The organism is Salinicola avicenniae, assembly GCF_023736115.1.
Lineage (GTDB): Bacteria > Pseudomonadota > Gammaproteobacteria > Pseudomonadales > Halomonadaceae > Salinicola > Salinicola avicenniae.
Window position 1 is genome coordinate 179,728 of record NZ_JAKQZC010000003.1, and the last position, 22,050, is coordinate 201,777.

The following is a 22,050-nucleotide window of genomic DNA, read 5'->3' on the forward strand; positions in this document are numbered from 1 at the left end:
ACTGGTGGCGATCCGGCCGCGTGCGTGTCCGCATTCCCTGGGCCCGGTAAGGGCTCTAGCCTGCCGCATTATATGGACGCGGCGAGGTGGGAGCCAGTTTCGCGCTCGCCGCTTCCTGCAACCAGTGCGAAATAAATGTAACAAAATGTCTCAAGTCATGGCTTTCTAGGCCGTTAAATCCTTTTAGGATTCTTGGATTTCGCGAGGAGAGGCAGTGCTGCGCTTGAACCGGTCCTCCCGTGGCATGGTGGGAGTGGACATCACCTCGGCTACCGTCAAGCTGATCGAGCTGGAGCGCCACGGTAGCGGGCTGCGCGTCGACAGCTATGCCGTCAGGCCTTTGCAGGAAGGGGCCGTGGTCGAGCGCCGCATACGCGACAAGAGCGAGGTGGTGGACGCGCTGCGCCGGGCGGTCGAGCACGGCAATCTCAAGTCGCGCCGGGCCGTGGTGGCGGTGCCCACCGCCGCCGCGATTACGCGTCATCTTTCCCTGCCGGCGGCGCTGAGCGACGACGATATCGAAGCGCGAATCCAGATGGAATCGGAAAAGTACGTGCCGTTTCCGCTCAATGAGGTGGCGTTCGATTTTCAGCGTCTGGGGCGTCACCCTCGCTACGACGATCAGCAGGAGATTCTGCTGGCGGCCTGCCGTCTGCAGGATATCGATACCCTGACATCGACGCTGGAGGCGGCGGGGCTCGAAGCTGTCGCGGTCGACGTCGAGGGGTTCGCGCTGGAACGGGCCTGCCGGGCGCTGCAGACCCAGTATGCGGGCGGGGGCGATGAGACCATCGCGCTGGTCGATATCGGTGCCAATCTGTGTGCCTTTCACGTGATCCGGGCCGGTCGCATCGTCTACAGCCGTGACAATCTCTACGGCGGACGGCAACTGACCAACGCGATCAGCAAGCGCTACGGTCTCAGCTTCGAGGCGGCCGGGCGGGCCAAGAAACGCGGCGGGTTGCCCGACGACTATCGTCAGTCGGTGCTGATGCCGTTCATCGATACTCTGATCCAGCATATCGGACGCTCGCTGCAGCTCTATTCCACCACGGCTGGCCAGCAGGAGATTCGTCACCTGGTGCTGGCTGGCGGTTCCAGCGCCCTGCCCGGCTTTGCCGAGCGTCTGCGCGCCCAGAGCGGGCTCGAGGCGACCCTGGCCAACCCGTTCACGCAGATGCGGATCAGCTCGCGGCTCGATGTCGGGGCGTTGGCGGCGGATGCGCCGGCCATGCTCACCGCCTGCGGCCTGGCGATGCGGGTGCAGTCATGACCATCGAGATCAACCTGCTGCCCTGGCGCGAACGCCAGCGCCAGCAGCGAACCCGGCGCTTTCAGCAGCTCCTGTTCGCGACTCTGCTGCTCGGTCTGCTCGGCGGCTGGCTGATCGCCCAGTACGAACAGGCGCAGGTGAGAGCCCAGCAAGCGCGACTGGCAATGGTCCAGCGAGATGCCGAGGCGCTCAATAGCGATATTCAGGCGGTCCGCGACTACCGGCAGCTGCGCGAACGCATGCTCGAGCAGATCGAGCTGATTACGGCGCTGCAGGCAAGCCGGCCGGGCACCGTGCGGGTGTTCGACCAGTTGGCCGCGACGCTGGTCGATGGTGTCCACTTCACCGAGCTTTCCCGGCACGACCGGCGTCTCGAGCTGAATGGCGTGGCACTCGCCAATCGTCAGGTTTCCGACCAGATGCGCGCGCTGGAACGGAGTCCCGTCTTTGGCGTTCCGCTGCTCTCCGATGTGCAGTCCGGCGAGTCTCCCGGCGCGCCGAAGCGCTTTCACATGAGCGTTGAAGAGCGTCGCCTGCCGAGCCAGGAGACGACGCCATGATGCCGCTCGAGGCAGTGCGCTCGCGCGCGGCGCGTCTGAAGGCAACGCTGCGTGACCAGGGGCGCCAGCTACGCGAGCTGCCGTGGCGCGAACTCGACGTCAAGGAGGCCGGCACCTGGCCGGCCAGTCTGCAGGCGCTGATGGCCGTGGTGCTGTTCGTGGCCGCCGGCGGCGGCGCGCAATGGTTTCTGGCCACGACGCCACGAGCGCAGCATCACCGGCTGACTGTCGAGGAGTCACAGGCCTTGCAGCGCTTCGAGACGCTCTCGTATCAGGCGGTCAATCTCGCGGCCATGGAGCGCCAGATGGCCGAGCTGGACCAGCGTATGCAGCAGGTGCTGCGGATGCTGCCCGGCGACGCCGAGGTGCCCGCGCTGCTGGATGCGATCAGTGATGCCGCTCGCGAGCAGCAGCTCGATATCGACAGCATCACGCTGCGCCCGGCGGTCACGCGGGATTTCTATCTGGAGCAGCCCTTCGATATCGAGGTGCGCGGAGGCTACCACCAGATCGCTGCCTTCCTGGCACGCGTCGCCGCCATGCCGCGTATCGTCACGCTGCACGATTTCACGCTGAAGCCGGCGGCGAACGGGCTGCATCTGTCGATGTTGGCGAAGACCTATCGCTATCGCGACGAGGCCTTGCCGGGTGCGACGGGAGGTGACCAGTGATTCGACAGCGCTTGGCGGGGGGGCTGGTGGCGTTGCTTTGGCTGGGCGGCTGCGTCGATGCCGACCTCGATGCCCTGCAGGCGCATCTGGATGCTCTGCGCAGCCGGCCTCAGGGGCAGATCAGTCCATTGCCGGCGATGCCGGACTATCGGATCGCGCACTATCACCAGCGTGATCAAAGAAGCCCGTTCATGGCCGATCAGGTGCTGCCCGAGGCGACGCCGGAGCCGTCGCCGCCTCCGGATGCCGGTCGTCCCCGTCAACCGCTGGAAAGCTTCGAGCTGGACCGGCTCGCGCTGGTGGGGACACTGGCTCTCGGTGGAGTGACGTCGGGACTGGTAGCGGCGCCCGATGGTCGCGTGCGGCGCATCGGTGTCGGCGACCATCTTGGGCGCGATCGTGGCCGTGTCGTCAGTGTCGGGCGTCGTGCGCTGACGCTGGTGGAGACGGTGCCCGACGGCGAGGGGGGCTGGCGCGAACGCACGCAGCGGCTGTCAATGACTTCACAAGACGCCGGCGACGCGAACCCGGGATCGGTAGGGGAATGAGCATGAACTTTCGAGGGACAGTCAGGCGCGCGGTGCTGGCGATAATGTTATGGAGCGTTGCGCTGGTGGCCTGGGCGCAGCCGACGCTGACGGCGCTGACGTTCACCGAGCGGGGACCTGGGCGACTCGATGTCGATCTGCGCTTCGTGGGGGGCGTGCCGGAGATGCGCGGCTACCGCACCGAATCGCCGGCGCGTCTCTCGCTCGACCTGCTCGCGGCGCAGAGCGGCCTGTCGCAATCGCGCTTTCGGGTCGACAGCGGCGGCGTCGAGTCGGTCCGGGTGCTGGGCGCCGGCGAGCGCACGCGCCTGGTGTTCGATCTCGAGACGCCGTCGGCCTATCGCCTCGAGCGCTTCGATCAGCGGGTCGTGTTGCATCTCGGTGAGCCGGTCGATACCGACTCGTCATCGGGCGAGACGGGTGACGCCCCGCCTGCGGTGAGCGCCAGCGATTCGGTGATCGCTGATAGTGGTTCGGTGATCGCTGATAGTGGTTCGGCGGCCGAGGATGAAGAGGTGGCGACGCCGACGGTGAGTGCAATCGATTTTCGTCGTGGTCCGGCGGGCGAGGGGGTGCTCGAGCTGACGCTGAGCCAGGCCGGTGCGGCGGCGCAGGTCAGTGGGCAGGGCGAGCGTGCGAGTATCCTGCTGCCCGGCGTGACGCTGCCGGACGCCCAGTATCAGCGCCTCGATGTCAGCGATTTCGGCACGGCAGTCACGCGTATCGAGCCTCGGCGCGAACGGGGCGGCGTCCGGTTCGACATCGTCGCCAATGCCGCGGTCGAGCCGCTGGTGGCCCAAAGCGGACGCAACCTGACGGTCACGCTGGCGCCGGCCGGTACCCTCGAGCGACCGGCGGCGCGCGAGGCGTCCTATACCGGTCAGCGCATCACCTTGGATTTTCAGGACATCCCGGTGCGCGACGTGCTGTCGATCATCGCCGAGGTCTCGGGGCTCAATGTGATCGCCAGCGACAGCGTACAGGGTAACGTGACATTGCATCTTTATGATGTGCCCTGGGATCAGGCGCTAGCACTGGTGCTGCAGAGTCGTGGGCTGGCGTCGCGCCGAGAAGGGGACGTCATGATGGTAGCGCCGGCTGACGAGCTGGCCGGCCTGCAGCAGCGCACGCTGGCTTCGCGCGAACAGTCGCGCCAGCTGGCGCCGCTGGCCACCGAATTCATGCAGATCCGTTATGCCAAGGCGGAGACGCTGGCCGCGATGCTGCGCGGCGGCGAAGGGATCGGGCTGATGTCCGAGCGGGGGCGCGTTACCGTCGATGCGCGAACCAATACGTTGATTTTGCAGGATACCCGAGAGCAGATCGAGGCGATCCGGCGCACCATCGAGCATCTCGATATTCCCGTGCGTCAGGTGCAGATCGAGGCGCGCATCGTCATCGCCCGCGATAGCGCGACGCATGAGCTGGGGGTCAACTGGGGGCTCTCTTCGCCGGCGGGTAGTCGTTTCAATTTCAGTGGCGCTGCCGACGGCGATCCCGCTAGCGTGCCAGGGACCGCCGACGATCCGGCCTCCTACGGCGGGGGGCTGGCAGTGGATCTGGGCAATGCCGTCAACCCGGGCTCCGCGTTCAGCTTCGGCTATCTGTCCGGCGATGTGCTGATCGATCTCGAGCTGCGCGCGCTGGAAAGCGAAGGCAAGAGTCAGACCATCTCCCAACCCAAGGTGATTACCGCCAACCAGCGGACCGCGGTCATCAAGCAGGGGCAGGAGGTGCCGTACCAGGAGGCCTCGTCGAGCGGAGCGACCAGCACCGAGTTCAAGGAGGCGGTGCTGTCGCTCGAGGTCACGCCGCAGATCACGCCGGACGATCGCATCATCATGGATCTGCGCGTCAACAACGACGATATCTCCGATACCCGTTACGACGGTGTGCCGGCGATCGATACCAACGAGATCGAGACCCAGGTGCTGGTGGATAACGGCGAGACGGTGGTGCTGGGCGGTATTCTGACCTCCGAGCAGATGCGTACACTGTTCAAGACGCCCCTTCTCGGCGACATCCCGCTGCTCGGGCAACTGTTTCGGTATACCCAGGAAAGCAACGAGAAGGTAGAATTGCTGGTATTCATCACGCCCAAGATCATCGAGGACGGACTGGCCATTCCCTGATGCGGTCGCTTCCCAATCTTTTTCTCATCGGTCCCATGGGGGCCGGCAAAAGCACAATCGGCCGCCTTCTGGCGGCCGAATTGCAGCGCGAATTCCTGGATAGCGACCATCAAATCGAGGCGCGGTGCGGGGCGAATATCCCGTGGATCTTCGATGTCGAGGGCGAGCAGGGGTTTCGCGACCGGGAAACAGCCATGCTCGACGAGCTGACCCGGCGCGACGACATCGTCATGGCGACCGGCGGCGGGGCGGTGATGCGCGAGGAGAATCGCGGCATCCTGCGCGAGCGCGGTACCGTGATCTATCTCGCCACGACCGTCGAGCAGCAGATTCGCCGAACTGCCCGCGATCGCAATCGCCCCCTCTTGCAGAACACCAACCCCGAAAAGGTCCTGCGCGACCTGTTCGCCGTTCGCGATCCGCTCTATCGTGCCACTGCCGACGTGATCGTGCGTACCGACCGGCGTGGCCCGAAGAGCGTGGTCAACGAAATCCTGCGCCGCGTGTCGCGGCTGTCCGAACCGCTCAAGGTGCAGCGCTCACTTTCCCAGCAAAGGTAACTCGTCATGTCGTCAGTCTCGCCGCGCTCCGTGGATACCCTCGATGTTTCGCTCGGCGAGCGCAGCTATCCCATCCATATCGGGGCGGGGCTGCTGACGAGTCGTGATCATCTGCTGCCGCATCTGGCCGGTCGCCAGGTCATGATCGTGACCAACGAGGTCGTGGCGCCGCACTATCTGGCCACGCTTCGCGCCACGCTGGCGAGTGCCGATCTCGACGTGCGCGAGGTGATCCTGCCGGACGGCGAGGCGACGAAGACCTTGGCTTCGGTCGAGCGTATCTGGGATGCGCTGCTGGCCGCCGGTTTCAATCGCCGCTGCACGCTGATCGCGCTGGGCGGTGGTGTGGTCGGTGATATGACCGGCTACGCCGCCGCCAGCTATCAGCGCGGCGTGGGCTTTATCCAGATTCCCACGACTCTGCTGGCGCAGGTCGATTCCTCGGTTGGCGGCAAGACCGGCGTCAATCATCCGCGCGGCAAGAACATGATCGGGGCCTTCTGGCAGCCCCGCGCGGTGCTGGTCGATACCGACACCCTGGTCACGCTGCCGGCTCGCGAGCTCTCCGCCGGACTGGCCGAGGTGATCAAGTACGGTCTGATTCGGGATCGCGAGTTCCTCGTCTGGTTGGAGCGAGAAATGTCTGCCTTGCGGGAGCTGGCGCCCGACGCCGTCAGGCATGCCATTCGCCGCAGCTGCGAGATCAAGGCGGAGATCGTCGCCGAGGATGAGACCGAGCAGGGCGTACGCGCCCTGCTCAATCTGGGGCACACTTTCGGCCATGCGATCGAGGCGCACCAGGGCTACGGCAACTGGTTGCATGGTGAAGCGGTGGGTGCCGGCATGATGATGGCGGCGGTGCTCTCCGCGCGTCGCGGCTGGCTCGACGCGGATGCCCTCGCGCGGGTTGGCGGCATTCTCGAAGCCGCGGCACTGCCGGTCAGGGCGCCGGCCAACATGACCCCTGACGACTTCCTCGTACGGATGCGTCTCGACAAGAAGAATCTGGACGCCCGGCTGCGCTTGATCCTGCTCACCGCCCTGGGAGAGGCCTGCATTCGCGACGATACGCCGCCCGACCAGCTCGAGTGCCTGCTGGCCGAGTTCCCCCGTCTGGCATGATTCGCCCGTGTTGAGTGCGCTGTTGTGGCGCGCCAACACGCTCCGTCGCGCGCTGTCGACCCGACGCGCCTTCCCTATCTCGCCAGCGATGCCTGTGGCGCATTCTCTGTTATCCACGGCGGCCGCACGCCCCGGTCTCCTGACGCCAAGTTCGTGGCTGCAGGCTCGCCGAGCTTATCGGTGTCCCTGTCGGTAAGAAACCGGTCACGTCGGCGAGACGGCCGAACGGCGCATGACGCTGGCCGAATGATGCGTCGTCGAGGCGTTTTTGCGGTGCGATCTGCATGCTCCATGCCGTATCGGTATGGGGCGGGCGTTATCTTGAGCCGGTGAGGGCGCCAGGTGCCTTGCTGGCGGCCTTCTCTTAGACTTTGGTCTAACGCATCCTGCTAAGTCTTTGAGATGGCGAGTGATTTCGGAGAAAGTATCGCTAAGTTCTCGATTTCCAATACCTTTGTAGGGCGAAAGCGGGAATCGGCGATTGCACGGGCGTGGCGGACTGGCTATTCTGACCGGCCTTTTGACTGCGGTCTGAGGCGATATTGTCGGCATCTTTCGACGCCGAAAAGCGCCAGTGACGCTTGGTTATAATAATAAAAAACCCTCCAATATATATCCTTGTTCGACCTGACGCAAGGACCTGGATTTTGATACAGCTTTGTGAGGCACGCCCATGATGAGAGGTCTTCACCAGCCCGGCGAATTCCGTGACAACTGCGGCTTCGGTCTGATCGCGCATATGGAAGGGCAGGCCAGTCACGATCTGCTCGAGACGGCGATCGAGTCGCTGACCTGCATGACGCACCGTGGCGGGATCGCGGCAGACGGCAAGACCGGCGATGGCTGTGGTCTGCTGCTGAAAATGCCGACCGGTTTCATGCGCGATATCGCGCGCGAGGCGCTGGACGCTGAACTCGGTGAGCGTTTCGCCGTCGGCGTGGTGTTCTTTCCGGATGATGACGCCCGCGAGACCGCGGCTCGAGAAGTGCTCGAGGGAGAGCTTGTCGAGCGCGGTCTGCGCGTCCAGGGGTGGCGCGATGTCCCCACCGACCCGAGCGTCTGCGGGCCGATGGCGCTTGACTGCATGCCACGTATTCGCCAGGTCTTTGTCGAGGGGGATTCGGCGCAGTCCGATGCCGCCTTCAACGTCGAGCTGTTCATGGCGCGTCGCCACGCCGAGCAGAAGCTGCGCGGCGAGTCGGAGTTCTATGTCTGCTCGCTGTCGTCCAAGGTCGTTTCCTACAAAGGGTTGATGATGCCCGCCGATCTGCCGACCTTCTTCAAGGATCTCGGCGACGAGCGGCTCGAGACCGCGATCTGCGTTTTCCACCAGCGTTTCTCGACCAATACGGCACCGCGCTGGCCCCTGGCGCAGCCATTCCGCTTCATGGCGCATAACGGCGAGATCAATACGATCGAGGCCAACCGCGGCTGGGCCAATGCGCGCAAGGCGAATTTCGTCAACGAGCTGCTGCCGGATATTGACGGTCTCGACGAGATCGTCAATACCACGGGGTCCGACTCGTCGAGCATGGACAATATGCTCGAGGTGCTGCTGACGGGCGGTATGGATCTCTACAACGCGGTGCGCATGATGGTGCCGCCGGCGTGGCAGAACGTCGAGACGATGGATGGCGACCTGCGGGCGTTCTACGAGTACAACTCCATGCATATGGAGGCGTGGGACGGCCCCGCCGGGATCGTCATGACCGAAGGGCGTCACGCGGTCTGCATGCTCGATCGCAACGGTCTGCGTCCGGCGCGCTGGGTCATTACCGACAACGGCTACATCACGCTCTCGTCCGAAATCGGGGTCTGGGACTACCAGCCTGAATCGGTCATCGCCAAGGGGCGCGTAGGGCCGGGGCAAATTCTCGCCGTCGACACCGAAACCGGTGAGGTCCTGCATACCGATGACATCGACAAGCGGCTCAAGTCGGCCTATCCCTACCGTCGCTGGCTCAAGGAGCGGGCCCACTACCTCGAGTCCGCGCTGACGGAGCTGGCACGTTTCCAGCCGATGTCGCTCGAAGAGCTCAATGTCTACCAGAAAATGTTCTCGGTGACCTTCGAGGAGCGTGACCAGCTGCTGCGTCCGCTGGCGGAAAGCGGCCAAGAAGCGGTCGGTTCGATGGGCGATGACACGCCGATGGCAGTGCTGTCGCGCCAGAATCGACTGCTCACCGATTTCTTCCGCCAGAAGTTCGCGCAGGTCACCAACCCGCCGATCGACCCGCTGCGTGAAGCGATCGTGATGTCGCTTGAGACCTGCATGGGCGCCGAGCTCAATGTCTTCCAGGCAACACCTGAGCACGCGCATCGTCTGATTCTGACCACGCCGGTGCTGTCGCCGCGCAAGTTCACCACGCTGCTGTCGCAGGATGAACCAGCTTTCACCTCGCTCAAGCTGCCGCTGCACTACGACCCCGAAACGACCTCGCTGAAGCAGGCGCTGGTTGCGCTCTGCCAGCACGCCGAGCAGGCGGCCAACGACGGCAAGGTCATCCTGGTGCTGTCGGATGCCGAGCTCGAGCCGAATCATCTGCCGATCCAGGCGCTTCTAGCGACGGGGGCCGTGCATCATCACCTGTCGAAGCTGGCGCTGCGGCCCAAGGTCAATCTGGTGGTCGAGACCGGCTATGCGCGCGACGCCCATCAGATGGCGGTCTTCTTCGGCGTCGGCGCGACGGCGGTCTACCCCTATCTTGCCTACCAGGTGATGGCGGACATGCACCGTACCGGTGAGCTGGTCGGCAACCCGGCGGATGCGCGCGAGAACTATCGCAAGGGCATGCAGAAGGGGTTGTTCAAGATTCTCTCGAAGATGGGCATCTCGCAGATCTCCTCCTATCGTGGCTCGCAGCTGTTCGAGGCGGTGGGGCTGGGTTCCGAGGTCATGTCGATGTGCTTCGACGGCATGATGTCGCGGATCGAGGGTACCGGCTTCAGCGAGCTGCAGATGCAGCAGGCGCTGGCGGCGCGCGACGCCTGGGTGCCGCGCAAGGGCATCAAGCAGGGCGGTCTGGTCAAGTTCGTCCACGGCCATGAGTTCCATGCCTACAACCCCGACGTGGTGATGACCCTGCAGCAGGCGGTTCAGCAGGGCGACTACGCCAAGTGGAAGGCGTTCGCACGACTGGTCAACGAGCGGCCGGTGGCGACCATTCGCGACCTGCTCAAGCTCAAGCCGGCGCCCGAGCCGTTGCCGCTGGACGAGATCGAACCGGTCGAGAACCTGCTGCCGCGCTTCGACAGCGCCGGCATGTCGCTCGGCGCACTGTCGCCGGAGGCCCACGAGGCCCTGGCACAGGCGATGAACGAGACCGGCGGGCGCTCCAACTCCGGTGAAGGCGGTGAGGATCCGGCGCGCTACGGCACCATTCGCTCCTCCAAAATCAAGCAGATTGCCTCCGGGCGCTTCGGTGTGACGCCGGCCTATCTGGTCAACGCCGAGGTCCTGCAAATCAAGGTGGCCCAGGGAGCCAAGCCGGGCGAGGGCGGCCAGTTGCCGGGTGGCAAGGTCAACGACACCATCGCGCGGCTGCGCTATGCGGTGCCGGGCGTCACGCTGATCTCGCCGCCGCCGCACCACGACATCTATTCGATCGAGGATCTGGCGCAGCTGATCTTCGACCTCAAGCAGGTCAACCCGAGTGCGCAGGTCTCGGTCAAGCTGGTCTCGGAGCCGGGCATCGGTACCATTGCCACCGGCGTGGCCAAGGCGTATGCCGATCTGATCACCGTCTCCGGCTATGACGGCGGTACCGCAGCGAGCCCGATCACCTCGATTCGTCATGCCGGCAGCCCATGGGAGCTGGGCCTGCCCGAGGTGCACCAGGCGCTGCGCATCAACGGGCTGCGCGACAAGATTCGCCTGCAGACCGATGGTGGCCTGAAGACCGGGCTCGACGTGGTCAAGGCAGCGATCCTGGGTGCCGAGAGCTTCGGCTTCGGTACCGCACCGATGGTCGCGCTGGGCTGCAAGTATCTGAAGATCTGTCACCTCAACAACTGTGCCACCGGTGTCGCGACCCAGCATCAGGAGCTGCGCGACGAGCATTTCCGCGGCACGGTGGACATGGTCAAGCACTACTTCCGCTTCATTGCCGAGGAGGTGCGCGAGCTGATGGCGCTGCTCGGCGTGCGCCAGTTGACCGACCTGATCGGCCGCACCGACCTGCTGGAGCTGCTCGAGGGCGAGACCGCCGCGCAGCGCAAGCTCGACCTGACGCCGCTGCTGACCAACGATTTCGTCGACGCCTCGGCGCCGCAGTTCTGCCAGGTCAGTCGTAACGTGCCGCACGATCCGGGTGCCAAGAACCAGGAGGTGTTCGACGCGCTGGCATCGGCAATCGAGTCGAAGTCCGGCGGTGACTTCTCCTTCACCCTCACCAATTGCGACCGCTCGGTAGCGGCGCGCGCTTCCGGCGAGATCGCCAAGCGCTACGGTGAGGCGGGTCTCGAGGACGCACCGATCAACGCGCATTTCACCGGCGTCGCCGGGCAGAGCTTCGGTGTCTGGAATGCGCGCGGGCTCAACCTCTATCTGGAGGGTGACGCCAACGACTACGTCGGCAAGGGCATGAACGGCGGCAAGGTCGTGATCGTGCCGCCGCGGACGAGCCGCTTCGCAAGCCACGAAACGGCGATCATCGGCAACACCTGCCTCTACGGTGCGACCGGTGGTCGGCTGTTCGCCGCCGGTATGGCTGGCGAGCGCTTCGGCGTACGCAACTCCGGGGCGCATGCGGTGATAGAGGGTGCCGGTGACCACTGCTGCGAGTACATGACCGGCGGTCTGGTCTGCGTGCTGGGCAGGACCGGCATCAACTTCGGCGCCGGCATGACGGGCGGTTTCGCCTACGTGCTCGACGAGGATCGTGCCTTCGTCGACCGCTATAACCACGAACTGGTGGAGATCCATCGTATCAATACCGAGTCGATGGAGGCTTACCGCCGACACCTGCGCGAAGTGATCACCGAATACGTCGAGGAGACCGGCTCGGCGCGTGGACGCGCGATTCTGGAGGATTTTTCCGACTTCATCCGCCATTTCTGGCTGGTGAAGCCCAAGGCGGCCAGCCTCAACGGCCTGCTCGCCCAATCGCGGCGTCAGCCTGAATAAGTCGCGCAGATCGAGCGAGGAGAGAGCACATGGCAAACCGTTTGAGCAACGACTTCCAGTTCATCGATGTCGGCCGCCGCGATCCGCAGAAAAAGGACGCTCGCAGCCGCGCAAAGGAATTCGCCGAGATCTACGAGCCGTTCAAGCCCAGCGAGGCGGCCAGTCAAGCGCATCGCTGCCTGCACTGCGGCAACCCGTACTGCGAGTGGAAGTGCCCGGTACACAACTACATCCCCAACTGGCTCAAGCTGGTCAGCGAGGGCAATATCCTCGAGGCTGCGGAGATGTCGCACCGCACCAATTCGCTGCCGGAGGTGTGCGGTCGTGTCTGTCCGCAGGATCGCCTGTGCGAGGGTGACTGCACGCTGAACGATGGTTTCGGCGCAGTGACCATCGGGTCGGTGGAGAAGTACATCACTGACACGGCGTTCGCCATGGGTTGGCGGCCGGACATGTCCAACGTGAGCTGGACCGACAAGCGCGTCGCGATCATCGGCGCCGGCCCGGCCGGCCTCGGCTGCGCCGATATCCTGGTGCGCAACGGCGTCAAGGCGGTGGTCTATGACCGCTACCCGGAGATCGGCGGCCTGCTGACCTTCGGCATCCCCGAGTTCAAGCTCGAGAAGCATGTGATGGAGCGCCGTCGGGCGGTGTTCGAGGAGATGGGGGTCGAGTTCCGCCTCAATACCGAGATCGGCCGCGACGTCACCTTCGAGCAGCTCGATGACGAGTACGACGCGGTCTTCCTCGGCATGGGGACCTACAAGTACATGGTCGGCGGCTTTCCCGGCGAGGAGATGGACGGTGTCTACAAGGCGCTGGATTTCCTGATCGCCAACGCCAATCATCATCTCGGTTTCGAGAAGGATTCGGCGGACTACGTCTCGATGCAGGGGCGGCGCGTGGTGGTGCTCGGCGGCGGCGATACCGCCATGGACTGCAATCGCACCTCGATTCGTCAGGGCGCGGCCAGCGTGACCTGTGCCTATCGTCGCGACGAGGAGAACATGCCCGGTTCCAAGCGCGAGGTGGCCAACGCCCGCGAGGAGGGCGTGGAGTTCCTGTTCAACCGTCAGCCGGTCGCGATCGTGGGAGAAGACAAGGTCGAGGGCGTCAAGGTGGTCCGCACGCGCATGGGCGAGCCGGATGAAAAAGGCCGTCGCAGCGCCGAAGTGGTACCGGGCTCCGAAGAAGTCCTGGCCTGCGATGCGGTAGTCATCGCCTTTGGTTTCCAGCCCAGCGAGATCGAGTGGTTCGACACCCACCAGATCGAGGTTGATGCGCGGGGGCGCGTGCTGGCGCCGGAGATTCCGGCACAGATGGCGCGGTTCGCTTATCAGACTAGCAATGAGAAGGTCTTTGCCGGCGGCGATATGGTGCGAGGTTCCGATCTCGTGGTCACCGCCGTCTACGAAGGTCGTCAGGCAGCCGAGGGGATTCTCGACTATCTCAAGGTCTGAAGCCTCGTCGGTCGCTGTTCCGGGGTGCCAGCGGTTTCGCTGGCGCCTTTTTTATCGCCTGCCGGGACGACATGACTCGGCGGATGTTGGCGGTTTGCGGTGGTATCGCCAGCGTGGAATCTATAGAGTGGCGCGCTTCATATGCATCGCCCGCAGAGGAGAGACCCATGATCAGACTCGAACGCAGCATTCTGGACCAGGCCAACGCGCGCCTGCGAGCGCTGGAAGAGCACGTGCTGGAAGGCACGGGTGATCTCGCGCAGGCCCTGGCCGACTATCATCAGCTGCAGGCTTACTTCTCGCTGCCGAAGGAGAACGACAGCGGCATGTCGGAGGAGTGCCAGGGGATGCTCGAGGAGATCGAGCGCCGAGCCAACATCATCCACGCTCGCCTCGACCAGTAGCTTTCCCGCTCGGCCGGCGCGCGTCGCCACGCGCCGGCGCGTGATCCCGCGGGTTCATGCCTAGGGCCGTTCCAAAGGGCTGTTCTAAAGGGCAATCCCCAAGGCCGGTCCGGAAGGTCAATCCGAAAGGTCAGTCCAGCGGGATGCGCCCGATCAGCGATTCGGCCGGCAACGGCTCGGGCACCGCGAGGACGTCGCGGGCCAGGTCCAGTCGGTCGGCATCGAGCCCCAGTAGCAGTATGCCTTTCACGCGCCCGCCTGTCTCATCGCTCTCCCTGCCTCGATAGTAGTAGACCCCCTTGCCATCCCTGACGTCCTCGACGATGTCGAGCGAGCTGTCGAGGGTACCGATCGCTTTCCAGGCGATATCGAAGACGTTGGAGTAGAAGTAGGGCGTGTGCGTGTAGCGCTCGTCGCTGCCGGCCATGATGCGTCCGACGGTGGCGCCCATGAAATTGGCGTTATCGACATGCTCGGCCTGCCAGCGCCCGAGAATTCGGTCGGGGTAGATCGCGACGTCGCCGGCGGCAAAGATCGCATCGTCGGCGGTGGCGAGGCGGTCGTCGACGACAATGCCGCCATCGACCTCGAGTCCCGCCTGCTCGGCCAGTTCGCTACAGGCAGTAACGCCCAGCCCGAAGACGACGGCGTCGACCTCAAGTCGGCTACCGTCATCGAGCGCCAGAGTGACCTTGCCGTCGGCCTCTTCACCGCCCTCGACCTTGCGCCCGCCGAGCAGTTCGACACCTCGGTCGAGGTAGGTCTGGTGGAGGCGATCGGCGAGCGAGGGCGGCAGCATGCCGCCGCCGAGGACGGCCTCCGGGTAGACGAGCGTGACGCGACAGCCGTTCTGGATCAGCGCGGCGGCGAGTTCGGTGCCGATGTAGCTGCCGCCGATGACCGCGACATGGCGAGGCTCGCTCGCGAGTTCCCGCAGCCGACGATAGTCCGCATAGTCGCGGAAGTAGCGTACCTGCTCGCTTTCGGGCAGCGCGTCGAGTCGCACCGGGGCGCCGCCCGTGGCCAGCAGCAGCTTGCCGTAGCCGATCGCTTCCCCGCTCTCCACGGTCACCGTGCGGGCGTTCCGGTCGATTGCGGTCACTCGGGTGTTGGTGTGCAACGTGGTGTGCGCGTCATGCTCTGGCTGCATCCAGATCTTGTCTTCGGTGAAGTCCGGGTCGGTCCAGAGCTTCTTGGAGAGCGCCGGGCGCGTCACCGGCCCGTGTGGCTCAGCACCCAGGATGCCGATGCTGCCGTCGGTGTCTTGCTCGCGGATGCCATCGATGGCATTGGCCGCCACCATGCCGGCGCCGACGATGAGATAGTCGTAGCGTTGCATAACCGCTCCTTAGTTCTGCGAAGCGCGTGGAAAGGGCTCCCGAGCCGCGCGGCCAGGGCCGGTGCCGGCTCGGAATTGTCAGCCTAGTTCACACCTTCGCGACGTGGCGAATCGGCTTGCGAGACCGGTCCGGGCGGACAGCGACAGGGCCTGGCGGTAGAATGTGCGGGGTACGGCGTCCGCTGCGCCCGCGCGGGCCGTGCACAATCGATCATTCAGGCCGCTCGCCGCTTTCGGTGCCGTGCGACGGCTTCGCTGGAGAACAACACCGATGTCTTCCTGGTTTCCCCGCTGGCGACGTGTCGACGCCACCCGCGACGGTCTGGTCGCGCCCGATGAAACACTGCCGCCGCTGCAGACGCTGGCGATGGGCGTGCAGCATGCGGTCGCGATGTTCGGTTCCACCGTGCTGGCGCCGCTGCTGATGGGGTTCGATCCTAATCTGGCGATCCTGATGTCTGGCATCGGGACGCTGCTGTTCTTCGTCATCGTCGGCGGCCGCGTGCCGAGCTATCTCGGCTCCAGCTTCGCTTTCATCGGGGTGGTGATCGCGGCAAGCGGCTACGGCGGGAGTGGCGGCAACCCGTCGATCGCGCTGGCGTTAGGCGGCATCATCGTGTGTGGCGCGCTCTATGCCGTGGTCGGGCTGGTGGTGATGGCGGCGGGCACGCGCTGGATCGAGGCGCTGATGCCGCCGGTGGTGACCGGGGCGATCGTCATGACGATCGGGCTCAACCTGGCGCCCGTGGCAGTCTCCAGCGTGGCCGACTCCAACTTCGACGCGATCATGGCGCTGGTGACCATTCTCTGCGTCGGGCTGGCAGCGGTGCTGACCCGCGGCATGCTGCAGCGCCTGTTGATTCTCGTCGGCCTGGTGGCCGCTTACCTGATCTACGTACTGGTCACCAATGGCCTCGGGTGGGGCGCGCCGATCGATTTCTCGATCATCGGTGCGGCCCCGTGGTTCGGCCTGCCGAGCTTTACCGCGCCGACGTTCACGGCGCATGCGGCGGTGCTGATTGCGCCGGTCGCGGTCATTCTGGTGGCCGAGAACCTGGGGCATATCAAGGCTGTCGGGGCGATGACCGGGCGCAATCTTGATCCCTATATCGGGCGCGCGTTCTTCGGCGACGGCGTGGCGACCATGGTTTCCGGCGCCGCCGGCGGTACCGGCGTCACCACCTATGCCGAGAATATCGGGGTCATGGCGGTGACGCGGGTCTACTCGACGCTGATCTTTGTCGCGGCAGCCGGTTTTGCCATTCTGCTTGGCTTCTCGCCGCGCTTCGGCGCGTTGATCCAGACCATTCCCGGCCCGGTGCTGGCAGGCGCTTCCATCGTGGTCTTCGGTCTGATCGCGGTCGCCGGTGCGCGGATCTGGGTACAGAACGCGGTCGATCTCGGCGACAACGTCAACCTGATCGTGGTGGCGGTGACGCTGGTGCTCGGCGCCGGCAACTTTTCGCTGGCGCTGGGTGGCTTCACGCTGGATGGTATCGGCACCGCGACGTTCGGGGCGATCCTGCTCAACGCGCTGTTGCGCCGACTGCAGCGCCCTCCGAGCGCGGCGTGAAGCGCTTCGTTTTATATCCTTAGCGCGTTAGGCTGTTCGGGGAGGCGTCGATGACGTGCTCCCCGATGGTTTTCATGACCCGCTCCGTTCGTGACCCACTCCTTTCATGACCCGCTCCGGCAGAGAATCGAGATGACCAAGCAAGCCGGCGAGAAGTCGATCGCCATGACGCGCGAGGTGCTGGAACAGGATCTGATCCGTCATCACTTCGAGCATGCTCACCCCGAAGTCGCCTTGCAGAGCCAGCAGCAGCTGCAGCGTTCGATTCATCACATGCTGGCGACTGCGCCGCCGGGGGCGCGCCACCTCGACGGCGTCTATCTGTTCGCCTACGGATCGCTGATCTGGAACCCTTGTGTCGAGGTGGCGGAGCGCCATACCTGCCGGCTGTTCGGTTTTCACCGAGACTTCTGCCTCAAGCTCGACCATGGTCGAGGCACCCCGGAGACGCCGGGATTGATGCTGGCGCTTGCTCCCGGGGGCTCCTGTCACGGCGTTGCCCTGCGCGTGCCCGGCGAGCATCTCGAGCGCGAACTGACCCTGGTGTGGCGTCGCGAGATGCTGACCGGTGCCTACCGCCCGCGCTGGGTCAAGCTGAAGACCGATGTCGGCCCGATCTGGGGCATCGCCTTCGTGATCAACCCGCAGCATGACCGCTATATCGGCCGGCAGAGCGACGATGTCGTGATCCAGCTTCTGCGCACCGGTCGCGGGGTGCTCGGCTCGTGTCGGGAATATCTCGACAACACCGTGGGCGATCTGCATTCGCTGGGAATTCGCGATCGTCGTCTGGAGTGGTTGCAGCGCGCCGTGCGTCAGTGAGTTGAAGCCCTGAGTTGAAGCCCGTCGAGCGCCTTTCTCGGCGGCGGGTGGATCCAAATTGAGGCTGGCTGAGGAATCTGGTAATCTGACGACCCATCCTGGCCCGACTTTCTCCCCCGGGCTCTTACGACCACGATTCGACAGGTTTTCCATGACACGATATATCTTCGTGACCGGCGGCGTTGTGTCCTCTCTGGGCAAGGGCATCGCGTCGGCTTCGCTGGCGGCGATTCTCGAGGCACGCGGCCTCAAGGTCACCATTCTCAAGCTGGATCCGTACATCAACGTCGATCCGGGGACCATGAGTCCGTTCCAGCATGGCGAGGTGTTTGTCACCGAGGATGGCGCGGAGACCGATCTCGATCTGGGTCATTACGAGCGTTTCATCCGCACCAAGATGACCCAGGGCAACAACTTCACCACCGGTCGCGTCTACGAGCACGTGCTGCGCAAGGAGCGCCGCGGCGACTATCTCGGCGGCACGGTGCAGGTGATCCCGCACATCACCGACGAGATCAAGCATCGTGTGATCAAGGGGGGAGAGGGCTACGACGTGGCGCTGGTCGAGATCGGCGGCACCGTGGGCGATATCGAATCGCTGCCGTTCCTGGAATCGATCCGTCAGCTGCGCAGCGAAGTCGGCGCCAGCCGCGCGCTGTTCATGCACCTGACGCTGGTGCCCTACATCAAGACCGCCGGCGAGACCAAGACCAAGCCGACCCAGCACAGCGTCAAGGAGCTACGCTCGATCGGTATCCAGCCGGATATCCTGATCTGCCGTAGCGAGGTCGAACTCGAGGAGAGCGAGCGACGCAAGATCGCGCTGTTCACCAACGTCGAGGAGCGTGCGGTCATCCCGCTGCAGGATGCCGACACGATCTATCGCATTCCGCTGATGCTCCACGAGCACGGGCTCGACGAGATCGTCTGCGACAAGTTCCGTCTCGAGGCGGCGCCGGCGGATCTCGCCGAGTGGATTCACGTGCTCGATGCCAAGCTCAATCCGCTCAAGTCGATCAATATCGCCATGGTCGGCAAGTACATGGAGCTGCTCGACGCCTACAAGTCGCTCAACGAGGCGCTGATTCACGCCGGCATTCAGACCCGGGTGAAGGTCAATATCGAGTATGTCGACTCGGAACTGATCGAACGTCACGGCACCGAGCGCTTGGCCGGCAAGGACGCGATCCTGGTACCGGGTGGCTTTGGCGAGCGCGGCGTGGAAGGCAAGATCCAGACGGCCCGCTTTGCCCGCGAGAATGGCATCCCCTACCTCGGCATCTGCCTCGGCATGCAGGTGGCGGTGATCGAGTTCGCCCGCCACGTGGCCGGCTGGGAAGACGCCAACTCGACCGAGTTCACCCGTGATACCAAGCACCCGGTGGTCGGCCTGATCACCGAATGGATCAATGCCGAAGGCCAGATCGAGCTGCGCGACGAGGCTTCCGACCTTGGCGGCACCATGCGTCTGGGCGGTCAGGAATGCCAGCTCAAGCCGGGCTCCAAGGCGCATCAGATCTATGGACTGGATACCATCACCGAGCGCCATCGCCATCGCTTCGAGGTCAACGACCAGTTCGTCGCCGAGCTAGAGTCGGCCGGGCTGATTGTCTCCGGCAAGAGCGGCGATCAGTCGCTCGTCGAGATGATCGAGCTGCCGGATCATCCCTGGTTCGTGGCCTGCCAGTTCCACCCGGAGTTCACCTCGACACCGCGTGATGGCCACCCGCTCTTCACCGGCTTCGTCAATGCCGCGCTGGAGCACAAGGCGAATCGCCAACGGCTGCAAGGCGTCAGCCACGCAGAGTGAGGCCCGCAGCGGGGGATGAAGCGATTCATCCCCCGCTTTCGTTGGTCGGAGTGGACCGCGAACGGAGAGTCTCGCTAAGCTCGGGAGGCGTGTCTACATGCTGGCGAGCGTTCGCCTCGCCGCGACGGACACCGCGCCGGCTTCTGATCATCGCGCCCGGCACGAGCACGCCTCGGGCGCTTCACTCGTTGAAAACGCAACCGACAGGATGACGTAACATGGCTGAGATCGTTGATATTCGTGCGCTCGAAGTGCTCGACTCCCGGGGCAATCCGACCGTGCAGGCCCAGGTCACGCTGGCGGGTGGCATCGTCGGCAGCGCTTGTGCCCCGAGTGGTGCCTCTACCGGCTCGCGCGAGGCGCTGGAGCTGCGCGACGGCGACAAGAGTCGCTATCTCGGCAAGGGTGTGCTGAAGGCCGTCGAAGCCGTCAATGGCCAGATTCGCGAGCGCCTGCTGGGCATGGACGCCAGCGACCAGCGCGCGCTGGATGACGCCATGCTCGCGCTCGATGGTACCGACAACAAGGCGAATCTTGGCGCCAACGCCATTCTCGCCGTGTCGCTGGCGGCGGCCAAGGCGGCGGCGACCGAGAAAGGCGTGCCGCTCTACGCGCATATCGCCGAGCTCTACGGTCAGCCGGGTCACTACCTGATGCCGGTGCCGATGATGAATATCCTCAACGGTGGCGAGCACGCCGACAACAACGTCGACATCCAGGAGTTCATGATTCAGCCGGTGGGGGCGCCGAACTTCCGCGAGGCGCTGCGCACCGGGGCCGAGATCTTCCACGCCCTGAAGAAGGTGCTTTCCGCCAAGGGGCTCTCCACATCGGTCGGCGACGAGGGCGGCTTTGCGCCCAACCTGTCGTCGAACGCCGAAGCGCTGGCGGTGATCCAGCAGGCGGTGGAAGATGCCGGCTACACCCTGGGCAAGGATGTGACGCTGGCGCTCGACTGCGCCTCTTCCGAGTTCTACCAGGATGGCGTCTACGACCTTTCCGGTGAAGGCAAGCAGTATGACGCCTCCGGCTTCGCCGACTACCTGGCCGAGCTTTCCCGTCAGTACCCGATCGTGTCGATCGAGGATGGCATGGACGAGTCCGACTGGGACGGCTGGAAGGCGCTGACCGACAAGATCGGCGACAAGGTGCAGCTGGTCGGTGACGATCTCTTCGTCACCAATACCCGCATTCTCAAGCGCGGTATCGACGAGAAGATCGGCAACTCCATCCTGATCAAGTTCAACCAGATCGGCTCGCTCTCCGAGACGCTGGATGCGATCAAGATGGCGCAGGATGCCGGCTTCACCGCGGTCATTTCGCATCGCTCCGGCGAGACCGAAGATACCACCATCGCCGATCTCGCCGTGGGCACCGCCGCCGGCCAGATCAAGACCGGTTCGCTCTGCCGCTCCGACCGTGTCGCCAAGTACAACCGTCTGCTGGTGATCGAGCAGGAGCTGGGTGACAAGGCCGCCTATCCGGGCTTGAAAGCGATCAAGGGGCAGTGATGTTCGCTTGACTCGCCATACCCAGCATCGTCAAACGAAGAAGGCCGCTCATCGAGCGGCCTTCTTCGTTCACGCGATGAAACGGCCTCGCCGGATCAGCGCTCGAGCAGTTCGATCTTGTTCGACTTGCCGTCCCACTCCTTGGCGTCCTCGGGCGGATCCTTCTGCTCGGTGATATTGGGCCACACTTCCGAGAGCTCCGCGTTCAGTTCGATGAACTGCTGCTGACCGTCGGGCAGCTCGTCTTCCGAGAAGATCGCTTCGGCGGGGCATTCCGGTTCGCACAGTGCGCAGTCGATGCACTCGTCGGGGTGAATGACGAGGAAGTTGGGGCCTTCGTAGAAGCAGTCTACCGGGCAGACTTCGACGCAGTCGGTGTATTTGCACTTGATGCAGTTCTCGGTGACGACAAACGTCATGGGGGATCTCTCCTGTTGCGGGGCTGGCCCTTCTTGTCACGGTCTTGGCGGATATGGGAAACGCTTGATAGAAATCACCGTGCATGACGGTGCCGCCGATGCTGCTCGAATGGCGCCATATTCTAGGCGGCGGGCGCCAATCCCGGCAAGCCGGGCTTGGGAACATCGAGGAATGGTGTTATAGCTTCAGCGCCGAAAACGGCCGGAATGAAGCGCAATAGGAGGGCAGACTCCTGATCGACTGCTGTGAAGGAGGAATGCCAGTGTCATTTCGTTTTGTCGGTCTCGATGCCCAATCGATCGACTTCGCCCATCTCTCCCGTCGCGGCCTCGCGACGCGCCTTGTGGTGACGCCAGGGGAGAACCTGCCGTGTCGAGCGACGCTCGACGACGCCCCGCCGGGCAGCGCGGTGTGGCTGTTGCACTTCATGCACCATCCGGTGGATTCGCCCTATCGCGCCGCTGGCCCCATCTTCATCGCCGAGGATGCCGCTCGTGGGATCTACCGGCACGATGAGGTGCCGCCGTCGCTCGCCAAGCGATCGCTGGCGCTGAGAGCTTACGACGGCGCTGGCTTTCTCACCGCCGCCACGCTCTGCCACGGCAGCGAGACAGCGGCGGTAGTCGAAACGCTTTTCCAGCAGGTGCGCGTCGACTACCTGCATGCTCAATATGCCGCGCCCGGCTGTTTCGCCTGCCGTGTCGAGCGCGAGTGACGCTC

At 64.4% G+C, this 22,050-nt stretch carries 17 protein-coding genes; 15 read left to right on the forward strand and 2 right to left on the reverse strand.

Annotation, left to right across the window (positions count from 1 at the left end; translation table 11 throughout):
• The first annotated feature begins 217 nt into the window (after window positions 1-217).
• The 10 genes from pilM to MC381_RS07345 all read left to right on the forward strand — a co-directional run bounded on the left by pilM (window position 218) and on the right by MC381_RS07345 (window position 13,855).
• Window positions 218-1,273, forward strand: coding sequence for a type IV pilus assembly protein PilM (pilM, locus tag MC381_RS07300; RefSeq protein WP_251977472.1), 1,056 nt, complete (start codon window positions 218-220; stop codon window positions 1,271-1,273).
• On the forward strand, window positions 1,270-1,833 hold the full coding sequence (locus MC381_RS07305; RefSeq protein WP_251977078.1) for a PilN domain-containing protein: 564 nt from the start codon (window positions 1,270-1,272) through the stop codon (window positions 1,831-1,833). Before pilM ends, MC381_RS07305 begins: the two co-directional genes overlap by 4 nt.
• Window positions 1,830-2,504 (forward strand): type IV pilus inner membrane component PilO, encoded by a 675-nt coding sequence (locus MC381_RS07310; RefSeq protein WP_251977079.1) that lies wholly within the window; start codon window positions 1,830-1,832, stop codon window positions 2,502-2,504. Before MC381_RS07305 ends, MC381_RS07310 begins: the two co-directional genes overlap by 4 nt.
• Window positions 2,501-3,052 (forward strand): pilus assembly protein PilP, encoded by a 552-nt coding sequence (locus tag MC381_RS07315; RefSeq protein WP_251977080.1) that lies wholly within the window; start codon window positions 2,501-2,503, stop codon window positions 3,050-3,052. The genes MC381_RS07310 and MC381_RS07315 overlap by 4 nt, the downstream gene beginning before the upstream one ends.
• A gap of 44 nt (window positions 3,053-3,096) precedes the next feature.
• Entirely contained in the window at window positions 3,097-5,184 is a 2,088-nt protein-coding gene (locus tag MC381_RS07320; protein WP_251977081.1) for a type IV pilus secretin PilQ, read from the forward strand.
• Window positions 5,184-5,744 (forward strand): shikimate kinase AroK, encoded by a 561-nt coding sequence (aroK, locus tag MC381_RS07325; protein WP_251977082.1) that lies wholly within the window; start codon window positions 5,184-5,186, stop codon window positions 5,742-5,744. Before MC381_RS07320 ends, aroK begins: the two co-directional genes overlap by 1 nt.
• 6 nt (window positions 5,745-5,750) lie before the next feature.
• A complete protein-coding gene (gene aroB, locus MC381_RS07330) occupies window positions 5,751-6,866 on the forward strand; it encodes a 3-dehydroquinate synthase (protein ID WP_251977083.1) in 1,116 nt (371 codons plus the stop codon).
• 673 nt (window positions 6,867-7,539) lie between these two features.
• Window positions 7,540-11,991 (forward strand): glutamate synthase large subunit, encoded by a 4,452-nt coding sequence (gene gltB, locus MC381_RS07335; protein WP_251977084.1) that lies wholly within the window; start codon window positions 7,540-7,542, stop codon window positions 11,989-11,991.
• Window positions 11,992-12,020: 29 nt separating this feature from the next.
• The gene (locus MC381_RS07340; RefSeq protein WP_251977085.1) at window positions 12,021-13,451 is read left to right on the forward strand and encodes a glutamate synthase subunit beta; all 1,431 of its coding nucleotides are present in this window, start codon (window positions 12,021-12,023) and stop codon (window positions 13,449-13,451) included.
• A 167-nt stretch (window positions 13,452-13,618) separates the two neighbouring features.
• On the forward strand, window positions 13,619-13,855 hold the full coding sequence (locus MC381_RS07345) for a hypothetical protein (RefSeq protein WP_251977086.1): 237 nt from the start codon (window positions 13,619-13,621) through the stop codon (window positions 13,853-13,855).
• 130 nt (window positions 13,856-13,985) lie between these two features.
• Here MC381_RS07345 and MC381_RS07350 read toward each other — a convergent pair whose 3' ends face one another.
• On the reverse strand, window positions 13,986-15,194 hold the full coding sequence (locus MC381_RS07350; protein ID WP_251977087.1) for an NAD(P)/FAD-dependent oxidoreductase: 1,209 nt from the start codon (window positions 15,192-15,194) through the stop codon (window positions 13,986-13,988).
• Between the two features lie 271 nt (window positions 15,195-15,465).
• On the opposite strand from MC381_RS07350, the gene MC381_RS07355 reads away from it, so the two are divergent.
• The 4 genes from MC381_RS07355 (at window position 15,466) to eno (ending at window position 20,910) form a co-directional block, all read left to right on the forward strand.
• Complete coding sequence (locus MC381_RS07355; RefSeq protein WP_251977088.1) at window positions 15,466-16,767, forward strand: solute carrier family 23 protein; 1,302 nt, start codon at window positions 15,466-15,468, stop codon at window positions 16,765-16,767.
• A 132-nt stretch (window positions 16,768-16,899) separates the two neighbouring features.
• Complete coding sequence (locus MC381_RS07360; RefSeq protein WP_251977089.1) at window positions 16,900-17,589, forward strand: gamma-glutamylcyclotransferase; 690 nt, start codon at window positions 16,900-16,902, stop codon at window positions 17,587-17,589.
• Window positions 17,590-17,740: 151 nt separating this feature from the next.
• On the forward strand, window positions 17,741-19,399 hold the full coding sequence (gene pyrG, locus MC381_RS07365) for a CTP synthase (protein WP_251977090.1): 1,659 nt from the start codon (window positions 17,741-17,743) through the stop codon (window positions 19,397-19,399).
• A gap of 218 nt (window positions 19,400-19,617) precedes the next feature.
• Window positions 19,618-20,910, forward strand: a complete 1,293-nt coding sequence (gene eno, locus MC381_RS07370) for a phosphopyruvate hydratase (protein WP_251977091.1) — start codon at window positions 19,618-19,620, stop codon at window positions 20,908-20,910.
• A gap of 95 nt (window positions 20,911-21,005) precedes the next feature.
• Here the strand turns inward: eno and fdxA are convergent, their stop codons facing one another.
• Complete coding sequence (gene fdxA, locus MC381_RS07375; protein WP_251977092.1) at window positions 21,006-21,329, reverse strand: ferredoxin FdxA; 324 nt, start codon at window positions 21,327-21,329, stop codon at window positions 21,006-21,008.
• 263 nt (window positions 21,330-21,592) lie between these two features.
• Here fdxA and MC381_RS07380 point away from each other — a divergent pair, with 263 nt between their 5' ends.
• Window positions 21,593-22,045 (forward strand): DUF1203 domain-containing protein, encoded by a 453-nt coding sequence (locus tag MC381_RS07380; RefSeq protein WP_251977093.1) that lies wholly within the window; start codon window positions 21,593-21,595, stop codon window positions 22,043-22,045.
• Window positions 22,046-22,050 lie beyond the last annotated feature (5 nt).

Coding starts and splice junctions, on each gene's coding strand:
- MC381_RS07305 (WP_251977078.1), top strand. CDS start 1,270: ATGACCATCGAGATCAACCTGCTGCCCTGGCGCGAACGCCAGCGCCAG.
- MC381_RS07310 (WP_251977079.1), top strand. CDS start 1,830: ATGATGCCGCTCGAGGCAGTGCGCTCGCGCGCGGCGCGTCTGAAGGCA.
- MC381_RS07320 (WP_251977081.1), top strand. CDS start 3,097: ATGTTATGGAGCGTTGCGCTGGTGGCCTGGGCGCAGCCGACGCTGACG.
- aroK (WP_251977082.1), top strand. CDS start 5,184: ATGCGGTCGCTTCCCAATCTTTTTCTCATCGGTCCCATGGGGGCCGGC.
- aroB (WP_251977083.1), top strand. CDS start 5,751: ATGTCGTCAGTCTCGCCGCGCTCCGTGGATACCCTCGATGTTTCGCTC.
- gltB (WP_251977084.1), top strand. CDS start 7,540: ATGATGAGAGGTCTTCACCAGCCCGGCGAATTCCGTGACAACTGCGGC.
- MC381_RS07340 (WP_251977085.1), top strand. CDS start 12,021: ATGGCAAACCGTTTGAGCAACGACTTCCAGTTCATCGATGTCGGCCGC.
- MC381_RS07345 (WP_251977086.1), top strand. CDS start 13,619: ATGATCAGACTCGAACGCAGCATTCTGGACCAGGCCAACGCGCGCCTG.
- MC381_RS07350 (WP_251977087.1), bottom strand. CDS start 15,194: ATGCAACGCTACGACTATCTCATCGTCGGCGCCGGCATGGTGGCGGCC.
- MC381_RS07355 (WP_251977088.1), top strand. CDS start 15,466: ATGTCTTCCTGGTTTCCCCGCTGGCGACGTGTCGACGCCACCCGCGAC.
- MC381_RS07360 (WP_251977089.1), top strand. CDS start 16,900: ATGACCAAGCAAGCCGGCGAGAAGTCGATCGCCATGACGCGCGAGGTG.
- pyrG (WP_251977090.1), top strand. CDS start 17,741: ATGACACGATATATCTTCGTGACCGGCGGCGTTGTGTCCTCTCTGGGC.
- eno (WP_251977091.1), top strand. CDS start 19,618: ATGGCTGAGATCGTTGATATTCGTGCGCTCGAAGTGCTCGACTCCCGG.
- fdxA (WP_251977092.1), bottom strand. CDS start 21,329: ATGACGTTTGTCGTCACCGAGAACTGCATCAAGTGCAAATACACCGAC.